This is a genomic window from Actinomycetes bacterium (assembly GCA_036510875.1).
Classification (GTDB): Bacteria; Actinomycetota; Actinomycetes; order Prado026; family Prado026; genus DATCDE01.
This window is the reverse complement of sequence record DATCDE010000174.1, coordinates 16,287-33,541: the sequence shown is the minus strand read 5'-3', so window position 1 is coordinate 33,541 and position 17,255 is coordinate 16,287. Positions and strand designations below refer to the sequence as shown.

Annotated in this window: 18 protein-coding genes; 14 read left to right on the top strand and 4 right to left on the bottom strand. The window is 73.1% G+C overall.

The genetic code is table 11. The annotated features are described in order from the left end of the window. The 5 genes from VIM19_10175 to VIM19_10155 all read left to right on the top strand — a co-directional run. A partial coding sequence (locus tag VIM19_10175) for a hypothetical protein (protein HEY5185248.1) occupies window positions 1–184 on the top strand: 184 nt, incomplete at its 5' end. A 72-nt stretch (window positions 185–256) separates the two neighbouring features. Beyond that, the gene (locus VIM19_10170) at window positions 257–1,483 is read left to right on the top strand and encodes an efflux RND transporter periplasmic adaptor subunit (GenBank protein ID HEY5185247.1); all 1,227 of its coding nucleotides are present in this window, start codon (window positions 257–259) and stop codon (window positions 1,481–1,483) included. A 16-nt stretch (window positions 1,484–1,499) separates the two neighbouring features. After that, window positions 1,500–2,183 (top strand): ABC transporter ATP-binding protein, encoded by a 684-nt coding sequence (locus tag VIM19_10165; GenBank protein HEY5185246.1) that lies wholly within the window; start codon window positions 1,500–1,502, stop codon window positions 2,181–2,183. After that, window positions 2,180–3,400, top strand: coding sequence for an ABC transporter permease (locus tag VIM19_10160; GenBank protein HEY5185245.1), 1,221 nt, complete (start codon window positions 2,180–2,182; stop codon window positions 3,398–3,400). Before VIM19_10165 ends, VIM19_10160 begins: the two co-directional genes overlap by 4 nt. Before the next feature lie 16 nt (window positions 3,401–3,416). Then, the gene (locus VIM19_10155) at window positions 3,417–4,097 is read left to right on the top strand and encodes a hypothetical protein (GenBank protein HEY5185244.1); all 681 of its coding nucleotides are present in this window, start codon (window positions 3,417–3,419) and stop codon (window positions 4,095–4,097) included. 117 nt (window positions 4,098–4,214) lie between these two features. Here the strand turns inward: VIM19_10155 and VIM19_10150 are convergent, their stop codons facing one another. Beyond that, entirely contained in the window at window positions 4,215–4,853 is a 639-nt protein-coding gene (locus VIM19_10150; GenBank protein ID HEY5185243.1) for a hypothetical protein, read from the bottom strand. Between the two features lie 136 nt (window positions 4,854–4,989). On the opposite strand from VIM19_10150, the gene VIM19_10145 reads away from it, so the two are divergent. The 5 genes from VIM19_10145 (at window position 4,990) to VIM19_10125 (ending at window position 8,672) form a co-directional block, all read left to right on the top strand. Further along, complete coding sequence (locus tag VIM19_10145) at window positions 4,990–5,523, top strand: hypothetical protein (GenBank protein ID HEY5185242.1); 534 nt, start codon at window positions 4,990–4,992, stop codon at window positions 5,521–5,523. Between the two features lie 79 nt (window positions 5,524–5,602). Then, the gene (locus VIM19_10140) at window positions 5,603–6,355 is read left to right on the top strand and encodes an alpha/beta fold hydrolase (protein HEY5185241.1); all 753 of its coding nucleotides are present in this window, start codon (window positions 5,603–5,605) and stop codon (window positions 6,353–6,355) included. Then, window positions 6,352–7,113: an SDR family NAD(P)-dependent oxidoreductase gene (locus VIM19_10135; protein ID HEY5185240.1), complete on the top strand. Its 762-nt coding sequence runs from the start codon at window positions 6,352–6,354 to the stop codon at window positions 7,111–7,113. The genes VIM19_10140 and VIM19_10135 overlap by 4 nt, the downstream gene beginning before the upstream one ends. Window positions 7,114–7,365: 252 nt before the next feature. After that, window positions 7,366–8,475: a Glu/Leu/Phe/Val dehydrogenase gene (locus tag VIM19_10130; GenBank protein ID HEY5185239.1), complete on the top strand. Its 1,110-nt coding sequence runs from the start codon at window positions 7,366–7,368 to the stop codon at window positions 8,473–8,475. A gap of 20 nt (window positions 8,476–8,495) precedes the next feature. Next, complete coding sequence (locus tag VIM19_10125; GenBank protein HEY5185238.1) at window positions 8,496–8,672, top strand: hypothetical protein; 177 nt, start codon at window positions 8,496–8,498, stop codon at window positions 8,670–8,672. 354 nt (window positions 8,673–9,026) lie between these two features. Here VIM19_10125 and VIM19_10120 read toward each other — a convergent pair whose 3' ends face one another. Then, on the bottom strand, window positions 9,027–11,786 hold the full coding sequence (locus VIM19_10120) for an AAA family ATPase (protein ID HEY5185237.1): 2,760 nt from the start codon (window positions 11,784–11,786) through the stop codon (window positions 9,027–9,029). A 91-nt stretch (window positions 11,787–11,877) separates the two neighbouring features. Between VIM19_10120 and VIM19_10115 the strand changes: the two genes are divergently transcribed. Together VIM19_10115 and VIM19_10110 are read left to right on the top strand one after the other, a co-directional pair. Next, a complete protein-coding gene (locus VIM19_10115) occupies window positions 11,878–12,270 on the top strand; it encodes a hypothetical protein (GenBank protein HEY5185236.1) in 393 nt (130 codons plus the stop codon). A gap of 26 nt (window positions 12,271–12,296) precedes the next feature. Next, the gene (locus VIM19_10110) at window positions 12,297–13,040 is read left to right on the top strand and encodes an alpha/beta hydrolase (GenBank protein HEY5185235.1); all 744 of its coding nucleotides are present in this window, start codon (window positions 12,297–12,299) and stop codon (window positions 13,038–13,040) included. A gap of 21 nt (window positions 13,041–13,061) precedes the next feature. Here the strand turns inward: VIM19_10110 and ccrA are convergent, their stop codons facing one another. Together ccrA and mce are read right to left on the bottom strand one after the other, a co-directional pair. Then, entirely contained in the window at window positions 13,062–14,396 is a 1,335-nt protein-coding gene (ccrA, locus tag VIM19_10105) for a crotonyl-CoA carboxylase/reductase (GenBank protein ID HEY5185234.1), read from the bottom strand. Between the two features lie 127 nt (window positions 14,397–14,523). Beyond that, window positions 14,524–14,949: a methylmalonyl-CoA epimerase gene (gene mce / locus VIM19_10100; GenBank protein ID HEY5185233.1), complete on the bottom strand. Its 426-nt coding sequence runs from the start codon at window positions 14,947–14,949 to the stop codon at window positions 14,524–14,526. A gap of 83 nt (window positions 14,950–15,032) precedes the next feature. Here mce and VIM19_10095 point away from each other — a divergent pair, with 83 nt between their 5' ends. Both VIM19_10095 and meaB read left to right on the top strand, forming a co-directional pair. Further along, complete coding sequence (locus VIM19_10095; protein ID HEY5185232.1) at window positions 15,033–16,220, top strand: acetyl-CoA C-acetyltransferase; 1,188 nt, start codon at window positions 15,033–15,035, stop codon at window positions 16,218–16,220. A gap of 8 nt (window positions 16,221–16,228) precedes the next feature. Beyond that, window positions 16,229–17,200 (top strand): methylmalonyl Co-A mutase-associated GTPase MeaB, encoded by a 972-nt coding sequence (gene meaB, locus VIM19_10090; GenBank protein ID HEY5185231.1) that lies wholly within the window; start codon window positions 16,229–16,231, stop codon window positions 17,198–17,200. The last annotated feature ends 55 nt before the right edge of the window (window positions 17,201–17,255 follow it).

Below are 17,255 nucleotides of genomic sequence, written 5' to 3'. Positions count from 1 at the left end.
CAAGGTGTACCGCTGCCCCGGCTGCGACCAGGAGATCCGCCCGGCCACCCCGCACGTGGTGGCCTGGCCGGCCGACGGGCTCGGTGACCTGGGCGACCGCCGGCACTGGCACACGACCTGCTGGTCCGCGCGGGGCCGGCGACGGCCCACGCAGCAGCGCGGCCGGGGCCGGCCCCGATACTGAGCCCCAACGGTCCCAGCGAACTCCCAGCATTCATTCATCAGCCTCCCAGCAGCCGCCAGCCAGACTCCGGGGGTGCGTAAATGGATGCTCACCGGAGTCCTGGTCCTGGCCTTGCTGGGCGCGGGTCTGTTCTGGAGTACGCGCCACGGGGAGGCGGCCCAGACCCGCTACCTCACGGCGGCGGTGACGCGAGGGACGGTGGCCGAGACGGTCGCGACGACCGGGTCGGTGCAGCCGCAGATCTCGGTGAGCCTGGCGTTCAGCGGGTCCACGTCGAGCGGGGCGGGGTCCTCAGGCGGCTCCGGCAGCGCTGGCAGCGGCTCGGGCAGCTCCGGGGGATCGAACAGCTCAGCCGGAACCGGGAGCACGACGCAGAGCGTGAGCAGCGGCGCGACCGTCGTGCGGACGGTGACCGCGAAGGTCGGTGAGCAGGTAGCCGCTGGTGCGGTGCTCGCCACGCTGGACGACACGGCTGCGCAGGCGCAGCTGAGCAGCGCCGAGGCTCAGCTGTCCAGCGCGAAGGCCCGGCAGGCCGCGGAGCCGTCCGGAACGAGCGCGACGACGGTCGCGTCGGACGCCGCCTCGGTGGCGCAGGCGGAGCAGCAGGTGCTCAGCGCGCAGCAGGCGGTGGCCGCGACGGTGTTGAAGGCACCAGTGGCCGGGGTGGTCACCGCCGTGAACGTCACGGTGGGTCTTCCGCCGACGTCTCCCGCGATCACCATGCGTTCCAACGGGCTGGTGGTGGTCGCGTCGGTGCCAGAGGGCGCGATGGCCAGTCTGCAGGCCGGGCAGAAGGCGACCGTGACGTTGCCGGCGCTGTCGAAGTCGGTGGCCGGGACGTTGGCGGCGCTGCCGACGGCGGCATCGTCCAGCTCGGGGTCGGCCGTGACGTTCCCGGTGACGGTGAACCTGACCAGCCCGCCCGCGGACCTCCTCGCCGGGATGAGCGCGCAGGTGACCATCGTCATCGCGCAGCACGCCGACGTGCTGCAGGTGCCGACGACCGCGATCCAGGGTTCGTCGACGGCGCCGACGGTGCAGGTGCTGCAGTCCGGGGTCCCGGTGAGCAAGCCGGTGGAGATCGGGCTGAGCACGAACTCGAGCACCGAGATCATCGCCGGACTGAGTGAGGGCGAGACGGTGGTGGTCGGGGTGGTCAACCCGACCGCGCAGACGTCGACCAGCACGACCACGGGTGGTCTCACCGGTGGCGGGGGCGGCGGGTTCCGCGGCGGCGGGGGGCTGACCGGTGGCGGGGGCGGCGGGTTCCGCGGCGGCGGGGGTGTCACCGGTGGCTGAGCCCGGGACGGCATTGATGGAGATCGAGAACCTGACCCGGGCGTACCGGATGGGTGAGGTCGGCGTGTGGGCGCTGCGGGGAGTGTCGTTCGCGATCCACCCGGGAGAGAACGTCGCGATCATGGGGCCATCTGGGTCCGGGAAGTCCACCCTGCTGCACCTGCTGGGGCTGTTGGACCGGCCGACGTCCGGGTCGTACCGGTTCGCCGGCGTGGAGACGTCGACGTTGTCCGACGACAGCCAGGCCCGGCTGCGCAACAAGGTCATCGGGTTCGTCTTCCAGAGCTTCAACCTGGTGTCGGGGGAGTCGGCCCTGGAGAACGTGGCGTCCCCGCTGGTGTACGCGGGGGTGAAGCGGCGGGAGCGGCTGGACCGGGCGCGGGCCGCGCTGGAGCGGGTCGGTCTGGGCGACCGGCTGGGTCACGATCCGTCGCAGCTGTCCGGTGGGCAGCGGCAGCGGGTGGCCGTGGCCCGGGCGCTGGTGACCAACCCGCCGCTGCTGTTGGCAGACGAGCCGACTGGGAACTTGGACTCGGCCGCGTCCGCGGACATCTTGGCCCTGCTGGATGGCCTGCACGCCTCCGGGCTGACCGTCGTCACCATCACCCACGACGTGGACATCGCGGCGAAGGCCGAGCGGGTGCTGCACATCGCTGACGGCCTGGTGGTCAGCGACGAGCGAGCGACGGTGAGCGCGTGAGCTTCACCGAGGCGTTGCGGCTGGCGGTCCGGCGGCTGCGGACCAACCGGCTGCGGACCGCGCTGACTGCCCTCGGCGTGATCATCGGGGTGGGCTCGCTGGTGGTGCTGCTGGCGATCGGGCAGGGCACGAAGAACCAGCTGACCGCGCGGATCGCGGGGTTGGGCACCAACCTGCTGAGCATCACGGCGGGTTCGGCGTTCAGCGGTGGAGTGCGCGGCGCCGCCGGGTCCGCCTCGACCCTGACGGTCGGGGATGCGACCGCGGTGGCCGCGACCACGGGGGTGGCCGCGGTGGCCCCGGAGATGCCGGTGAGCAACGTGGTGGTGGTCGACGGGCGGACCAACACGACCACCACGTTGACCGGGACGACGCCGGCCGAGGCGAGCGTGCGCAACTACCAGGTCCAGTACGGCACGTTCCTCACCCAGGTGGAGACTGACAAGGCGTTGCGGGTCGCGGTGCTGGGGCCAGCCACGGTGACCGCGCTGGGCGCCACCCCGGCCACGATCGTCGGGTCGACCGTTGACGTCAACGGGATCCCGTTCCGGGTGGTAGGGGTCACCCAGCCGAAGGGCGGCGCGACCGGGTTCAACAACCCGGACGACTTCGTGTTCGCGCCGACCACCACGGTGCAGACGCTGTTCACCGGCACCACGACGCTGCGCTCGGTCGCCGTGTCGGTGTCCGACCCGACCCAGATCCCCTACGTGTCCAGCGCGATCACCTCGACGCTGCGCTACCGGCACGGACTGTCCGGCAGCGCGACCAACGACTTCTCCCTCGCCAGCCAGGACCAGCTGCTGGCGGTCGCCGGGCAGCAGTCCGCGACGCTGCAGCGGTTCCTGATCGGGATCGCCGTGATCGCCATGGTCATGGGTGGGATCGGGATCGCCAACACGATGCTCGTGTCGGTGCGGGAGCGGGTCCGTGAGATCGGCACCCGTAAGGCCATCGGCGCTCGGCGGCGCGACATCGGCCGGCAGTTCCTGGTCGAGGCGGTGATCGTGACCCTGGGCGGTGCCTTGGTGGGCGTCGTGCTCGGCGCCGCCGCCACCGTCCCGGTGGGGCACGCCGTCAACGTGACCGCCGTCCCGTCCCTGGCCGCCATCGCCCTGGCCTTCGCCTCCGCGCTGCTGGTCGGTGTGGTCGCCGGCTACTGGCCGGCCCAGCAAGCTTCCCGGCTCGACCCCGTCGAAGCCCTCCGCTACGAGTGATCGAGGAGAATCGCGCATGTCCACGCCCTACGACCCGACCCAGCCCATCCCCCCGGCCCAGCCGGCGCTGCCGGACCTGTCGGAGTTCATCGCCAACCCCGCCAAGCCGCCCCGCGTGCCGAAGGCGTCCGGTTCGCGCAACTCGCTGTACGCGATCGGGGCGGTCGTCGGCGTCGTCCTGCTGGGAGCCGGCTACGCCCTCGGCCACTACACCGCCAGCGGCCCGACCACCCTGGTCGCCGCCGTCGCCGACGCCCAGGCCGGCAAGCTGCCCTGCGGCACCCCCTCCGCGACCAGCGGCGGCGGCACCGGTGGCGCCGGTGGCAATGCGTCGAGCTTCCTGGTCGCCCGGCTGTGCCAAAGCTCCGGCAGCACCGGCACCGGCACCGGCATCGGCACGGGAGGCGGCGGTGGCGGGTTCGCCGGTGGCGGCGGCGGGGCGCTGGGCGGCCTGTTCGGTCCTGGCGCGGTGTCGGGGACGATCGCCTCGGTCGGCAACGGCAACCTGTCGCTGACCACCCGGGCCGGCACGGTCACCATCACCCTCCCGTCGACCGCGACGGTGACCAAGACCACTGCGGGGGCACTGTCCGACCTGGCCAACGGCCAGCGCGTCGTGGTGACCACCACCACCAGCGGCACCAGCCGGACCGCCACGAGCATCTTCGTGCTGCCCGCCCCGACCACGACCAGCTGACATGGCTCGCGTCCGGGTCTCGGCCGGCACGGTGCAGGTTGCCGTCGTCGTGGGTGCCGTGATCGTCGCCGCGGTGCTGGCGACCAACGGCGGGTCGAGCTCGGCTGCCTCCATCAGCTACACGACCACAGCGGCCACGGTCACGACGGTGACGGACCGGATCTCGGCCACCGGCACCGTCCAGCCGGCGAGCACCCTCAACCTGTCCTTCGGCACCAGCAGCATGCCGGTCACATCGGTCGCGGTGCATCCCGGGCAGACCGTTGTGGCCGGGCAGCAGCTGGCCACCGTGGAGAGCACCACGGCGGCAGCGGCCCTGGCCAGCGCCGAGGCCCAGCTCGCCGTGGCCGAAGCCCAGGCCAGCGCGGCGGCCAGTCCGTCGCCGACGACGAACACGACGACCACGAGCACGACGACGACCGCCAGGGCCGGCTCCGCCGCGGCCTGCACCACCGGGACCGGTGGACGGTCGGGTGCCGCCCCCACCCCGTCCCCGACCCCGACCCCCACGGTGAGCCCGACGTCGTCGAGCAGCCCGACACCCAGCGCGAGCCCGACAACGTCCTCCAGCCCCACGACCTTCCCGGGCCGGCAGGGACCACCGGCACCCTCGTCCAGCCCGACGCCGTCCACCACCCCGACCCCCGTGTCGAGCCGGGCTGCGACCCCCACGGCCGCCCCGACCGCCAAGCCCACGACGGCGGCAAGGACCGCGACGGCCAGCCCCTGCCCCTCGACCTCAACCGGCACAGCCACCCCGGCCCGTTCGGCTTCGACAAGCAGTGGAAGCTCCAGCGCAAGCTCGAGCGGTGGCGGGTCGGGTGGCACCACCTCGCTGGTCTCCGCCCAGGCTGCGGTGTCCCTGGCTCAGGCGACACTGGCTGCCACCACGTTGACCGCCCCATCGGACGGCGTGGTGCTCTCGGTGAACCTCGTGGTCGGGACTCTGCCGGGATCCCCGGCTGTGGTATTGCGCGCGGCTGGGTACCAGGTGGTGGTCGACGTCGCAGAGCAGGACGCGCCCTACATCACGGTCGGCCAGACCGGACAGGCCAGCTTCACCGCCCTGGGCGCCACCGCACCGGTGGCCGTCGTCCAGGCGCCGACCGCTGGATCCAACGCCAGCTCGACGGCTGGGGCGACGGTGGTCTCCTTCCCGGTCACTCTCGCGATCACCGGTCCACCGCCCGGGCTGCTGCCCGGCATGTCCGCGCAGGTCAGCTGGACCGCCGCCACGAAGACCAACGTCCTGGCCGTGCCGACCGGTGCGCTGCGCAGTGGCGACACCGGCGACGTCGTCCAGGTCCTCGTCAACGGCCAGCCGCAGACCACGGCAGTCAGCATCGGGCTGTCCACGACGTCCCTGACCGAGATCACCTCCGGTCTCCGAGCGGGTGACGCCGTGATCACTGGGACGACCGGGTGACCCCACCGGCAACCCCGGATCGGGCGCTTGCACGGCTTGCTGGTTAGAGTCGGCGAACAATCGCCTGCCCCGAGGACCGATGGCCGAGATCAAGTCGAACACCGTGTTGCCCGCGCGCCGGGAGCCGCTCGTGCTGCACACGGCGGACGGGCTGCGGCTGGTCGGTGAGCTGGCCACGCCGGTGGACCGCTCCCCGGTCGCCACGCTGGTCTGTCTGCACCCGCTGCCCACCCACGGCGGGATGATGGACAGCCACCTGCTGCGCAAGGCGTCCTGGTGGCTGCCTGCCCTGGCCGGGATCGCGGTGCTCCGCTTCAACACGCGCGGCACGAGCTCGGCGGCCGGCACCTCCGACGGCAGCTTCGGCGGCGGGACGGACGAGCGGCTCGACGTGGCCGCGGCCCTCGACTACGTCGAGCACCACGACCTGTCGCACCCGTGGCTGCTGGGCTGGTCCTTCGGCACCGACCTGGCGCTGCGCTGGGGCTGCGACCCGGCGGTGGACGGCGCGATCCTGCTGTCCCCGCCGCTGCGGTACTCGGTGGACGCCGACCTGGACACCTGGGCGGCGTCTGGGAAGCCGCTCGTGGCGCTGGTCCCCGAGCTGGACGACTACCTGCGTCCGGAGGAGGCCCGGCGGCGGTTCGCGCGGGTGCCCCAGGCCGAGGTGGTCGGCGTCGAGGGAGCCCGGCACCTGTGGGTGGGGGAGGCCCATGCCCGCCGGGTGCTGGAGGAGGTGGTTGTGCGGGTGGCCCCCGGGGAGGTGCCGCTGACCTGGGCATGGGAGGGTCCCTCGCAGACGTGGAACGACCTGACCGGAGGGCTGCGATGAGCATCGACCTGCAGGGCAAGACCGCGCTGGTGACCGGCGCATCCCGGGGGATCGGCCGGGCGATCGCCGAGGCCTACGCGGCAGCCGGCGCGGACGTCGCTGTCCTGGCTCGCAACGAGGAGCTGCTCAACGAGGTGGCCGCGGCGGTCGAGGGCCACGGCCGGCGCGCCGTCGTGCTCGTCGCGGACGTGACCGACCGGGAGGCCGTCGAGGCGGCGGTGGGGCGGGCGCTGGGCGAGCTCGGTCGGCTGGACGTCGTGGTCAACAACGCCGGCGGCAACAGCTTCATGAGCCCCTTCGTCAACCTTCGGTTCGCCGGCTGGGAGAAGGCCCAGCGGCTCAACGTCGACTCGATCGTGCACGTATGCCAGGCGGTGGGCCCGAGCATGCTGGCCCAGGGGTCGGGGTCGGTCATCAACGTGGCCTCGGTGGCCGGCGTCGCCTCGGTGCCGTTCATGGCGCACTACGGCGCCGCGAAGGCGGCCGTACTGTCCCTGACGCGGACCCTCGCCGTCGAGTGGGCGCACGCGAACGTCCGGGTGAACTCGCTGGTGCCCGGCTGGGTGTCCACCGACCTCACCGAGTTCGCCCGCGCCGGCGACGGCGCGGCCGGGCAGGCGCTGATCTCGCGAGTGCCGATGCAGCGCTGGGCGCGGCCGGAGGAGATCGCCGGCCCCGCAGTCTTCTTGGCCAGCGACGCCTCCTCCTTCGTCACCGGTCAGGCGCTCGTGGTGGACGGTGGGCTGACCGTCAGCTGACCCCCACTTTCCGCATGAAAGTGCCCTTCTGTGCGTGTGCTCGAAGAAGTACGCCCTTCACGGACGGCGGCGTCGCCGGTGGACGTCGTCCATGAAGGGTGGGTTGTTTCGGTAGCACGCACAGAAGGGCACCCTCATGCAGGCAGGGGGAGAGCCTGGATGACGTTCGGCTCGGTCCAACGGCCCTGTCGGGACGACCCCCGGCGCGGTACGTGTTGACCGTCGAGATCGGCACGCTCCGAGGAGGTCGTCATGGCGATGGTTGAGCTGCCTGAGGTAGATCGCTTCGGGCCCGAGCAGGTCATCGTGGTGAACGACCCGGCCGCCCACCTGCTGGGATACCTCGTGGTGGACAACCTCGCGGCCGGCCCCGCGATCGGTGGCCTGCGCATGGCCACCGACGTCAGCGTGGTCGAGGTGGCCCGGCTGGCCAGGGCCATGACGTTGAAGAACGCCGCGGCCGGGCTGCCGCACGGCGGCGCGAAGGCCGGGATCGTCGCCGACCCGGGGCTGCCGTTCGAGGAGAAGGTGCGCCTGGTCCGCGCGTTCGGGCGCGCGATCCGAGACGTGGTGGGCTACATCCCCGGCCCCGACATGGGCCTGAACGAGCCGCTGATGGCGCACCTGCGCGACGCCTGCGGTCGGGCCGTGGGGCTGCCCGCCGTCCTCGGGGGCATCCCGCTCGACGTGCTGGGGGCCACCGGGTACGGGGTGGCGATCGCCGCCGAGGTGGCCGCTGAGCGAGGGGCCGTGCAGCTGGCCGGTGCCCGCGTCGTCGTCCAGGGCTTCGGGTCGGTCGGATCGCACGCGGCGCGGTTCCTGGTCCAGCGCGGGGCGGTCGTGGTGGCGGCGTCCGACAGCCGCGGCGCGGTGGCCAACGACGAGGGGCTCGACATCGAGGCGCTGGTCGCGCACAAGGCGACCGGGGAGACGGTCTCGACCTTCGCCGGCGGGTCGCCGGTCGCGCCGGAGGACCTGGTCGGCTGGCCCTGCGACATCTGGGTCCCGGCGGCTCGGCCGGACGTCCTCACGGTCGAGAACGTCTCTGACCTGCGGGCCCGGCTGGTGCTGGAGGGCGCCAACATCCCGGCCAGCCGGGAGGCCGAGGAGAGGCTGCACGCGGGCGGCGTGGTCGTCGTCCCCGACTTCGTGGCCAACGCCGGCGGGGTCATCTGCGCGGCTGTCGAGTACGCGGGGGGCACGTCGGTGCAGGCTTTCGCCACGATCGAGGACAAGATCCGGACCAACACCCGGCTGGTGCTGGACGGCGTGGCCGAAAGCGGCGAGCCGCCCCGCCGGGTCGCCGAGCGCATCGCCGAGCAGCGGGTCGAGGAGGCGATGAGCTACCGGGCCGCTCCGTGAGTCTCAGCCGGCCGCGACCGGTGAGCAGCGCGACCTGGGCGTCGACGCCGCCGGGCAGCGTCATGGTGAACGCCACCGCCTGCGGCAGGCCGCTCGGGAACGGCTTGGCGGGGGACCCTGACGACTGGGCGGCCAGCGCCTGGATCGTCGAAAGCATCATCGGGCCCATCGGCGCCGACACCTTCTGCACGGTGTAGCCCAGCGATCCGCTGGTGTCGCTGAGGTACAGGCAGCCGTCGAGCTTCTGGACGCCGTCCTCGGACCCGCGGCCTTGGAGTCGATCCCGGCCTTGACCGGTAAGCCGACGACGCGGGCGCGGTCGACGCCGGACCCGCGGCGGGGCTCGTGCTGCCCGTCGAGGTGGTCGTGCTCGCGGCGCCCGGGCAGCCGGCGACGCCGAGGACGGCGGTCCGCAGGGTGGCGGCGGGGACGGCAAGGCGGTGCGTCATCGTGAACCTCCGGGTGCGGGCGCGGTGGGCCCGCACGCACAGGGGACCAGCCGGGGCACCCTGGTGGCGCTGGGTGAATCCCCGGCAGGGGGAGGCTGCGAGTCAGTCTCCGGTGCTGACCCGCGAGTCTCGGTCGCCGGCCACGAGCGCCAGCACGAGCTCGGAGCGGCTGCGGACGCCCAGCTTGCGGTAGATGCGACCCAGGTGGAACTCCACGGTCTTCCCGGACAGGAAGAGCGTGGCGGCGATCTCCTTGTTGGTCAGGCCGTCGGCGGCGCACCGTGCCACCCGCACCTCCGCGGCCGTCAGCGCGTCGTCCGGGGCGGCCCGGCTGCGCAGGGTCGCCCCCGAGGCTCGAAGCTCCTCGCGGGTTCGCGCCAGCCACGGGGCCGCGCCGAGGGCGGTGAAGTCGCTCTCGGCGCCCCGCAACAGGTTTCTGGCCTCGATCCGCTGCCCCAGCCGGCGCCGCATCGCCCCGCCTGCGAGCAGCAGCCGGGCGCGCGGGAACACGTACTCAACGCCCTCCAGCTCGGCGGCCAGCTCCGCCGCCTCCTCCGCGAGCGGCAGGCTGTCCGGCTCGACGGCGCAGCGGACGAGCAGCACCCCCGCCCGGGTCTCGGGCCTGGCGTCCTGCCCGGCCCGCTGCTGGAGCAGGTCCAGCAGCGCCGTCGCGTCGGTGCGTCGTCCGAGCTGGGCCAGCGCCACCGGGGCGTCCAGGTACTCCGGCTGGACGGCGGCCACTCGTCCTGGTCTCAGCAGCGCGACCAGTGCGTCGGTGGGCTCGACGAGGGCGGCGAGGTCGCCGACCGAGAGAAGGGCCAGCACCTCGCACCACAGCGCGTCCGCGGTTCGCCAGGGGCTGCCCAGCGTCTCCGCCAGCCGGCGGGCTTCGCGGGCGTGAGCCAGGGCGTCCTGCGTCTGGCCCCGCGCCCCCTCCAGGGTGGCCACCAGGGTGAGCGAGTCCGCGACGTCGGTGACCCGGCCGGTGATCCGCTCCAGGTCGAGCGCGTCGTCGGCCCGGACGGCGGCGGCGTCCCACGCGGCTACCGAGAAGTCGCACCACGCCAGGCCGCGGACCGTGGCGGTGAGCATGCGGGTGTCGCCGGCCGCGCGCAGCCGGGCCACCGTCTCGTCGATCGCCTCGCGGAGCCGCATCGGGCTCCCCGACCACATCGCGGCCTGCACCGTCATCTGCAGCAGGTCGGTGTGGGTCCGCAGCAGATCCTCGTCCTCGATGGTGGCCAGCGCCTGTTCGAGGTGCCGCCGTCCGGCCTCGGCCTGGTCGGCGTTGAGCAGCGTGAACCCCTGGACGGCGTGCGCGCGGACGGCCTGCACCGGGTCGTGGGGGTCCGCCGCAACGGCGATCTGCTCGGCCAGCCGGCGCAGCCAGTCCGGGTCGTCGAGGTGCAGCGCCGGGTTGAACGCGCTGGCCAGCGCCTGCACCTCCCGGTCCTGGCGTCCAGCGGCACGGGCCTCGTCGACCGCCCGGAGGAAGGCCTCCCACGCCTGCTGGGGTGCCGCCGTGGCTTGGGCGACCTGACCCGCCGTCAACGACAGGCGCCAGCGCAGGTCCGGGTCCTCGACGGTCGGCAGGGCCTCCTCGATGAGCCGTGCGGCGGTGGCCGGGTCGTCGCCTGCCCAGGCGGCCAGGGCGGCCTCGCCCAGCCGTCGTGGGACGGCCGTCGGGTCGGTGCCCACCCGAGAGGCGACCTCGAACGCCTGGGCCGCCGCCAGGTGGGCTCCGCGGGACGCTGCGGTCCTGGCCACCTCCTCCAGCGCGCCCGCGAGCCTCTCGTCGGGCCCGGTCGAGGCCTCGACCCGGTGCCAGACCACGGCGGGTGCGCTGGCCTGCGCGCTGCCGAGGGCGTCGGCGACGGCCGCGTGCACCCGCCGGCGCTCCGCGGGGCTCACCGCCGCAGCAGCAGCGCTGCGGACCAGCGGATGACGCCAGATCACGCCGCGAGGGCTGCACAGCACCAGGCCGGTGGGCTCCGCCTCGGCCAGCCGCCTGTGGTCGGTCCCGACCCCCTCGAGGGCGGCGGCCAGGACCCAGGCCGGCGCGTTCCCGGCGATCGCGGCGGTGGCCGCCGCCAGGCGGACCGGCAGCGGCAGGGCGGCGAACGCCGTGGCATAGACCTTGGCCGGGCTCGTCGCAGGGAGCGGGTCGGGGAGGGGAGCGGCACCACGTCGCTGGTCGTCGTCCAGCAGCGTGGCCAGCTCGACCAGCGCCAGCGGGTTGCCGCCGCCCACCGCGGCCAGCCGCTCGGCCACCGACCGCACCACGCCGTTGAGGGCCAGCACTTCAAGCGCGGCTGCCGGCTCGAGCGAAGGCAAGTCGTACCGGTCGACACCCAGGAGCTCCGCGCCCTCCGACCGAGCAGCCAGGAGCAGCCCCACCGGGTCGTCGGCCAGCCGACGAGCCGCGAACCCGATCGCTTCTCTCGATTCGATGTCGACCCACTGGAGGTCGTCGATGAGGATCAGGAGGGGAGCATCCGCGGCGGCGGCGTCGAGCACCGAGAGCACCGCTGCACCGACCAGCAACGGCGCCGGTGGCTCGCCGCTGAGGCTCCCCAGGGCTTGCTCGAGCGCGTCGTGCTGAGCGGGGACGAGCTCGCCCCAATGGCGCTGCAGCGGCCGGAGCAGCGCGTGGACGCCCGCGTACGGGAACTCGCGTTCATCCTGCGCGCCCGCCCAGCGGAGCACCGTCATGCCGTCGGCGTCGGCGCGTGCCGCATCCAGCAGTGTGGACTTGCCGCTACCCGGCTCACCGCTCAGGAGGAGGGCACCGCCGTGACCGGCGCGGGCGCCGGAGACCACCCAAGCAATCCGCGCGAGCGCCTCCTCGCGGCCCACCAGCACGCCCGAGTCTAGGGACGGGAGACGCCGCGCGGGTCCGCTGACAGGGATTGCCTGGGCGCCACCTGCTCGGAGGTCGCGGGACGGTGGGTGGATGACGCAGCCCGTCCCCGCGCAGGGCGAGTGGCGGCTCACCGTGCGCCGACTCGGAGCCGCTCAGGACGTGAGCCCCGAGCAGGTCAATGTCGTCGTTCAGCTGGATGCGGGCGGCGGTCTGACCGCTGCGGTCGCGGGTCGAGTCGGCGATCCGGGTCGGGGCGCGTGGCAGAGCGCGGGACCCGGCCGGTTGGTGCTCGTCGTCGAGTGGCTCGTGGCGGACGACGCAGGTCGGGCCGGCGGGCTGCTCGTGGTCCGGGCGGCCGCCGAGCTGTTCGACGGGGGTCGCCGGTGCTGGGTGCGGCTCCTCGGGCAGCGCATCGCTGCGGATGGTCGGCCGCTGCACCGGGCGGTGGCGGGAGAGGCCTCGGGGATGTGCACCGAGCCCTGACCGGGATGCTCGGCTAGGTTCGGCGTGTGACCCCGACTCTGGTCCTGCTGCCCGCCTTCCCGCTGTGGTCGGCCATGTACGACGCCGCCCGGCCGATGCTCGGCCACGGCTGCGCCCTGGTGACCCCTGACCTGCGCGGCTTCGGGGGTGCCCCCCTTGGTGCTGCCGCGCCGTCGCTGGCCGTCTACGCCGACGACGTCGTCCGGCTGCTCGACGACCGTGGCGTGGACCGGGCGGTGGTCGGCGGGACGTCGATGGGCGGCTACGTGACGATGGCCCTGCTGCGCAGGCACCCGGACCGGGTGGCCGGCGTGGTGCTCATCGACACCGCGGCCGCCGCTGACGCCGAGCCGGCGCGGCAGAACCGGGAGCGGATCGCCCGGACCGTGCTCGAGGACGGCTCGGTGGAGGTGGTCCTGTCCGAGGTGTTTCCCCGGCTGCTCGGCGACACCACCGAGCACTCTCGTCCGGACGTGGTCGAGCGGGTCCGCGGCTGGGTCGCGGCGGCCGCTCCCGAGTCCGTGGCCTTCGGGCAGCGGGCGATGGCCGGCCGCCCGGACTCGTTCGAGACCCTGCGCGGTGCCCGCGTCCCCGGGCTGGTCATCGTGGGCGAGGAGGACCGGATCACCAGCGTGGACGCCGCACAGGCCATGGCCGAGGTGCTGCCGGGCGGGCAGCTCGCGGTGCTGCCGGGGTCCGGTCACCTGAGCCCAGTGGAAACCCCCGAGGCGTTCGCCTTCGCCGTCTCGGGGTGGCTGTCCGGGCTGTGAACCGGCGTCCGGTCGGTCCGGTCAGGTGCCCCGGAACCGGTTGATCTGCGACAGGTGCCGCGCGCGCAGCACCTCGTCGCGGACCCCGAGCCCCTCCTCCGGGGCCAGGCAGAGCACGCCGATCTTGCCCTGGTGCAGGTTGCGGTGGACCTCGTACGCGGCCTGCCCGGTCTCGGCGAGCGGGAACGTCTTGGACAGCGTCGGGTGGATCTTGCCCCGCTGGATCAGCCGGTTCGCCTCCCAGGCCTCGCGGTAGTTCGCGAAGTGCGAGCCGACGATGCGCTTGAGGTTCATCCACAGGTAGCGGTTGTCGTACTCGTGCAGGTAGCCCGAGGTGGAGGCGCAGGTGACGATCGTGCCGCCCTTGCGCGCGACGTAGACCGAGGCGCCGAAGGTCTCCCGGCCGGGGTGCTCGAAGACGATGTCGACGTCGTCCCCCCCGGTGAGCTCACGGATCTTCTTGCCGAGGCGCTGCCACTCCTTCGGGTCCTGGGTGTGCTCGTCCTTCCAGAACTTGTAGTCCTCGGCGCTGCGGTCGATGATCAGCTCGGCGCCCATGGCCCGGCACAGGTCGGCCTTCTCCGGGCTGGAGACCATGCACACCGGGATGGCCCCGCCGTTGAGCGCGATCTGGGTCGCGTAGGAGCCCAGCCCGCCGGAGGCCCCCCAGACCAGGACGATGTCGCCTTGCTTCATGCCGGCACCGTTGCGCGACACCAGCTGCCGGTAGGCCGTGGAGTTGACCAGGCCGGGGACCGCAGCCTCCTCCCAGGTCAGGTGCTTGGGCTTGGTGAGCAACTGGTTGGCCTTGACCAGGGCGATCTGCGCGAGGCCACCGAAGTTCGTCTCGAAGCCCCAGATCCGCTGCTCGGGGTCGAGCATCGTGTCGTTGTGCCCCAGCGGGCTCTCCAGCTCGACGGACAGGCAGTGCGCCACGACCTCGTCACCGGGCTTCCACACGTGGACGCCAGGGCCGGTCCGCAGCACCACGCCCGACAGGTCCGAGCCGATGACGTGGTAGGGCAGGTCGTGCCGCTTGGACAGCGGGGAGACCCGGCCGTACCGCTCGAGGAACCCGAACGTGGACACCGGCTCGAAGATCGACGACCACACGGTGTTGTAGTTGATCGAGCTGGCCATCACTGCGACCAGGGCCTCGCCGGGACCGAGCTCGGGGGTGGGGACCTGCTCGACGTGGAGGGACCGGCGCGGGTCCTTCTCCTTCGAGAGCAGCCCCTCGAACATGCCGACCTCGTCCTTGTGGACCGTCACGCCGGTGTAGGACTCGGGGACTGGGAGGTTCGCGAAGGTCTCCGCCGGCTCGTCCGCGAGGATCGCTTCCAGGATCTGCTGCATCTCGGCCTCCACTGAGGTTCAGCTGCCGTCCAGCCGCTGCACGCGTCGTCCCCTACAACCCTAGCGATCTCCGGATCCGTCCCGCCCGGCGGGCTCCCGATCCGGCTCGGACCACACCCTTACCTGGTCAACTCCTGGCGGGTTCGACGAGCTCGACGAGGACGCCGCCGGCGTCCCTGGGGTGGATGAAGTTGACCTTGGACCCGGCCGTGCCGCGACGGGGCTGGTCGTACAGCAGCCGCAGGCCCTCCGCGCGTAGGTGGGCGGACACCGCCGCGATGTCCTCGACCGTGTAGGCCATCTGCTGGATCCCGGGCCCGCTGCGGTCCAGAAACTTGCCGATCGTGGAGTCCGGGGACAGCGGCGCGAGCAGCTGGATCGAGGAGCCGGAGTCGCCGACCGCCATCATGGCCTCGCGGACGCCCTGCTCCTCGTTGGTCTCCACGTGCGTGCAGCGCATGCCGTAGACCCGCTCGTAGAAGGCGATCGCCTCGTCGAGGTCGGCGACGGCGACCCCTACGTGGTCGATCCGGGTGAACAGCTGCTCGGTCATGGCCGACTCCTCCCGCCCGCACTCCCTGCCCTGCTCGGTATCGTGGCATCGACCGCATGCGCAGCGTCAGGAGGGTGCCTTCCATGGCCGGATCCGTCATCGTCGCAGGAGCCCGCACGCCGATGGGTCGGCTGCTCGGCTCGCTCAAGGACTTCTCCGCCACCGACCTCGGCGGCGTGGCCATCAAAGGGGCGCTGGCCAAGGCCGGGGTGGCGCCCGACCAGGTGGACTACGTGATCATGGGGCAGGTGCTGCAGGCCGGTGCCGGGCAGATCCCCGCCCGCCAGGCCGCGGTCAAGGCCGGTATCCCGATGACCGTCCCCGCGCTGACCATCAACAAGGTGTGCCTGTCCGGCCTGGATGCGATCGCCCTGGCCGACCAGCTGATCCGCGCCGGCGAGTTCGAGATCGTCGTGGCCGGTGGCATGGAGTCGATGACCAACGCGCCGCACCTGCTGCCGAAGTCCCGCGAGGGGTTCAAGTACGGCGACACCGCGCTGGTCGACTCGATGGCGTACGACGGGCTGTTCTGCGCCTTCGACCAGGTGGCCATGGGCGTGGCCACCGAGCGCTACAACGAGCGCTACGGCCTCACCCGCGAGGACCAGGACGCGTTCTCCGCCCGGTCGCACCAGCGGGCCGCCGAGGCGTGGAAGAACGGCCTGTACGACGACGAGGTGGTCCCGGTGGAGATCCCGCAGCGCAAGGGGGAGCCGCTGCTGTTCAAGGAGGACGAGGGGATCCGGGCCGACACGACGACGGAGAGCCTGTCCCGGCTGCGGCCCGCGTTCGCCAAGGACGGCACCATCACGGCGGGCTCGTCGTCGCAGATCTCCGACGGCGCCGCCGCCGTCGTGGTCATGAGCAAGGCCAAGGCCGAGGAGCTCGGGCTGACCTGGCTGGCCGAGATCGGTGCGCACGGCGTGGTCGCCGGCCCGGACGCCTCGCTGCAGGAGCAGCCGGCCAACGCCATCAAGGCCGCGCTGGCCAAGGAGGGCATCGGCGTCGCCGACCTCGACGTCGTCGAGATCAACGAGGCCTTCGCCGCGGTCGGCCTGGTCTCCCAGCGCTCCCTCGGGCTGGACCAGGAGAAGGTCAACGTCAACGGCGGCGCGATCGCCGTGGGGCACCCGATCGGGATGTCCGGCGCCCGGCTGGTGCTGCACCTGGCGCACGAGCTCAAGCGCCGCGGTGGCGGCACCGGTGCGGCCGCACTGTGCGGCGGCGGCGGCCAGGGCGACGCCCTGGTGATCCGCGTGCCGAAGGCCTGACCCGGCCGGTGGCCCGCGCCGTCGACGTCCCCGACCTGGTCGCACGGGCGCGTGCAGCTGACGCACGGGCCGTCGCCCGGCTGATCTCGCTGGTCGAGGACGCCTCGCCGCACCTGCGTGAGGTGATGGCGCTGCTCGCGCCGCACACCGGGCAGGCGCACGTCATCGGGCTCACCGGCTCGCCCGGCGTGGGCAAGTCGACGTCCACGTCCGCCCTCGTGGGCGGGTTCCGGGCCCGCGGCCTACGGGTCGGCGTGCTCGCGGTCGACCCGTCCTCACCGTTCTCCGGCGGGGCCCTGCTCGGCGACCGGGTGCGGATGCAGGAGCACGCCACCGACCCGGAGGTCTTCATCCGCTCGATGGCCTCCCGCGGACACCTGGGCGGGCTGGCCTGGACGACCCCGCAGGCGCTCCGGGTGCTCGACTCCGCCGGCTGCGACGTCATCCTGGTCGAGACGGTCGGGGTGGGGCAGTCCGAGGTCGAGGTGGCCGGCCTGGCCGACACCACCGTGGTGCTGCTGGCACCCGGCATGGGCGACGGCATCCAGGCGGCGAAGGCCGGCATCCTGGAGATCGGCGACGTGTACGTGGTGAACAAGGCCGATCGCGACGGCGCGGACAACACGGTGCGCGAGCTGCGTTCGATGCTCAGCCTCGGGGAGAAGCAGCCGGTCGACGCCTGGAAGCCGCCGATCGTGAAGACCGTCGCCTCCCGCGGCGAGGGTCTGCCCGAACTCCTGGACGCCCTCGACCGGCACCTGGAGTGGCTGCGCGCCTCCGGGCACCTGCACGGCCGCCGGCTGCGCCGGGCCGCCGAGGAGATCGAGGCCATCGCCGTCGCCGACCTGAGGCAGCGGATGGGCAGCCTCAGCGACGGCCAGCACCTGCAGGAGCTGGCCGCCCAGGTGGTGGCCGGTGCGCTGGACGCGTTCTCGGCGGCCGACACTCTCGTGGCCGGGTTGGTCGACCAGCCGAGCTGACCCCTGTGCCAGGATCGCCCCTGCCCTGGCAACCAGCTCGGAGGAGGACCGGCCC

Excerpts from the sequence above, each read along its gene's own strand:
- VIM19_10165 (HEY5185246.1), top strand. The coding sequence starts at position 1,500 with ATGGAGATCGAGAACCTGACCCGGGCGTACCGGATGGGTGAGGTCGGC.
- VIM19_10155 (HEY5185244.1), top strand. The coding sequence starts at position 3,417 with ATGTCCACGCCCTACGACCCGACCCAGCCCATCCCCCCGGCCCAGCCG.
- VIM19_10140 (HEY5185241.1), top strand. The coding sequence starts at position 5,603 with ATGGCCGAGATCAAGTCGAACACCGTGTTGCCCGCGCGCCGGGAGCCG.
- VIM19_10135 (HEY5185240.1), top strand. The coding sequence starts at position 6,352 with ATGAGCATCGACCTGCAGGGCAAGACCGCGCTGGTGACCGGCGCATCC.
- VIM19_10130 (HEY5185239.1), top strand. The coding sequence starts at position 7,366 with ATGGCGATGGTTGAGCTGCCTGAGGTAGATCGCTTCGGGCCCGAGCAG.
- VIM19_10115 (HEY5185236.1), top strand. The coding sequence starts at position 11,878 with ATGACGCAGCCCGTCCCCGCGCAGGGCGAGTGGCGGCTCACCGTGCGC.
- ccrA (HEY5185234.1), bottom strand. The coding sequence starts at position 14,396 with ATGCAGCAGATCCTGGAAGCGATCCTCGCGGACGAGCCGGCGGAGACC.
- mce (HEY5185233.1), bottom strand. The coding sequence starts at position 14,949 with ATGACCGAGCAGCTGTTCACCCGGATCGACCACGTAGGGGTCGCCGTC.
- VIM19_10095 (HEY5185232.1), top strand. The coding sequence starts at position 15,033 with ATGGCCGGATCCGTCATCGTCGCAGGAGCCCGCACGCCGATGGGTCGG.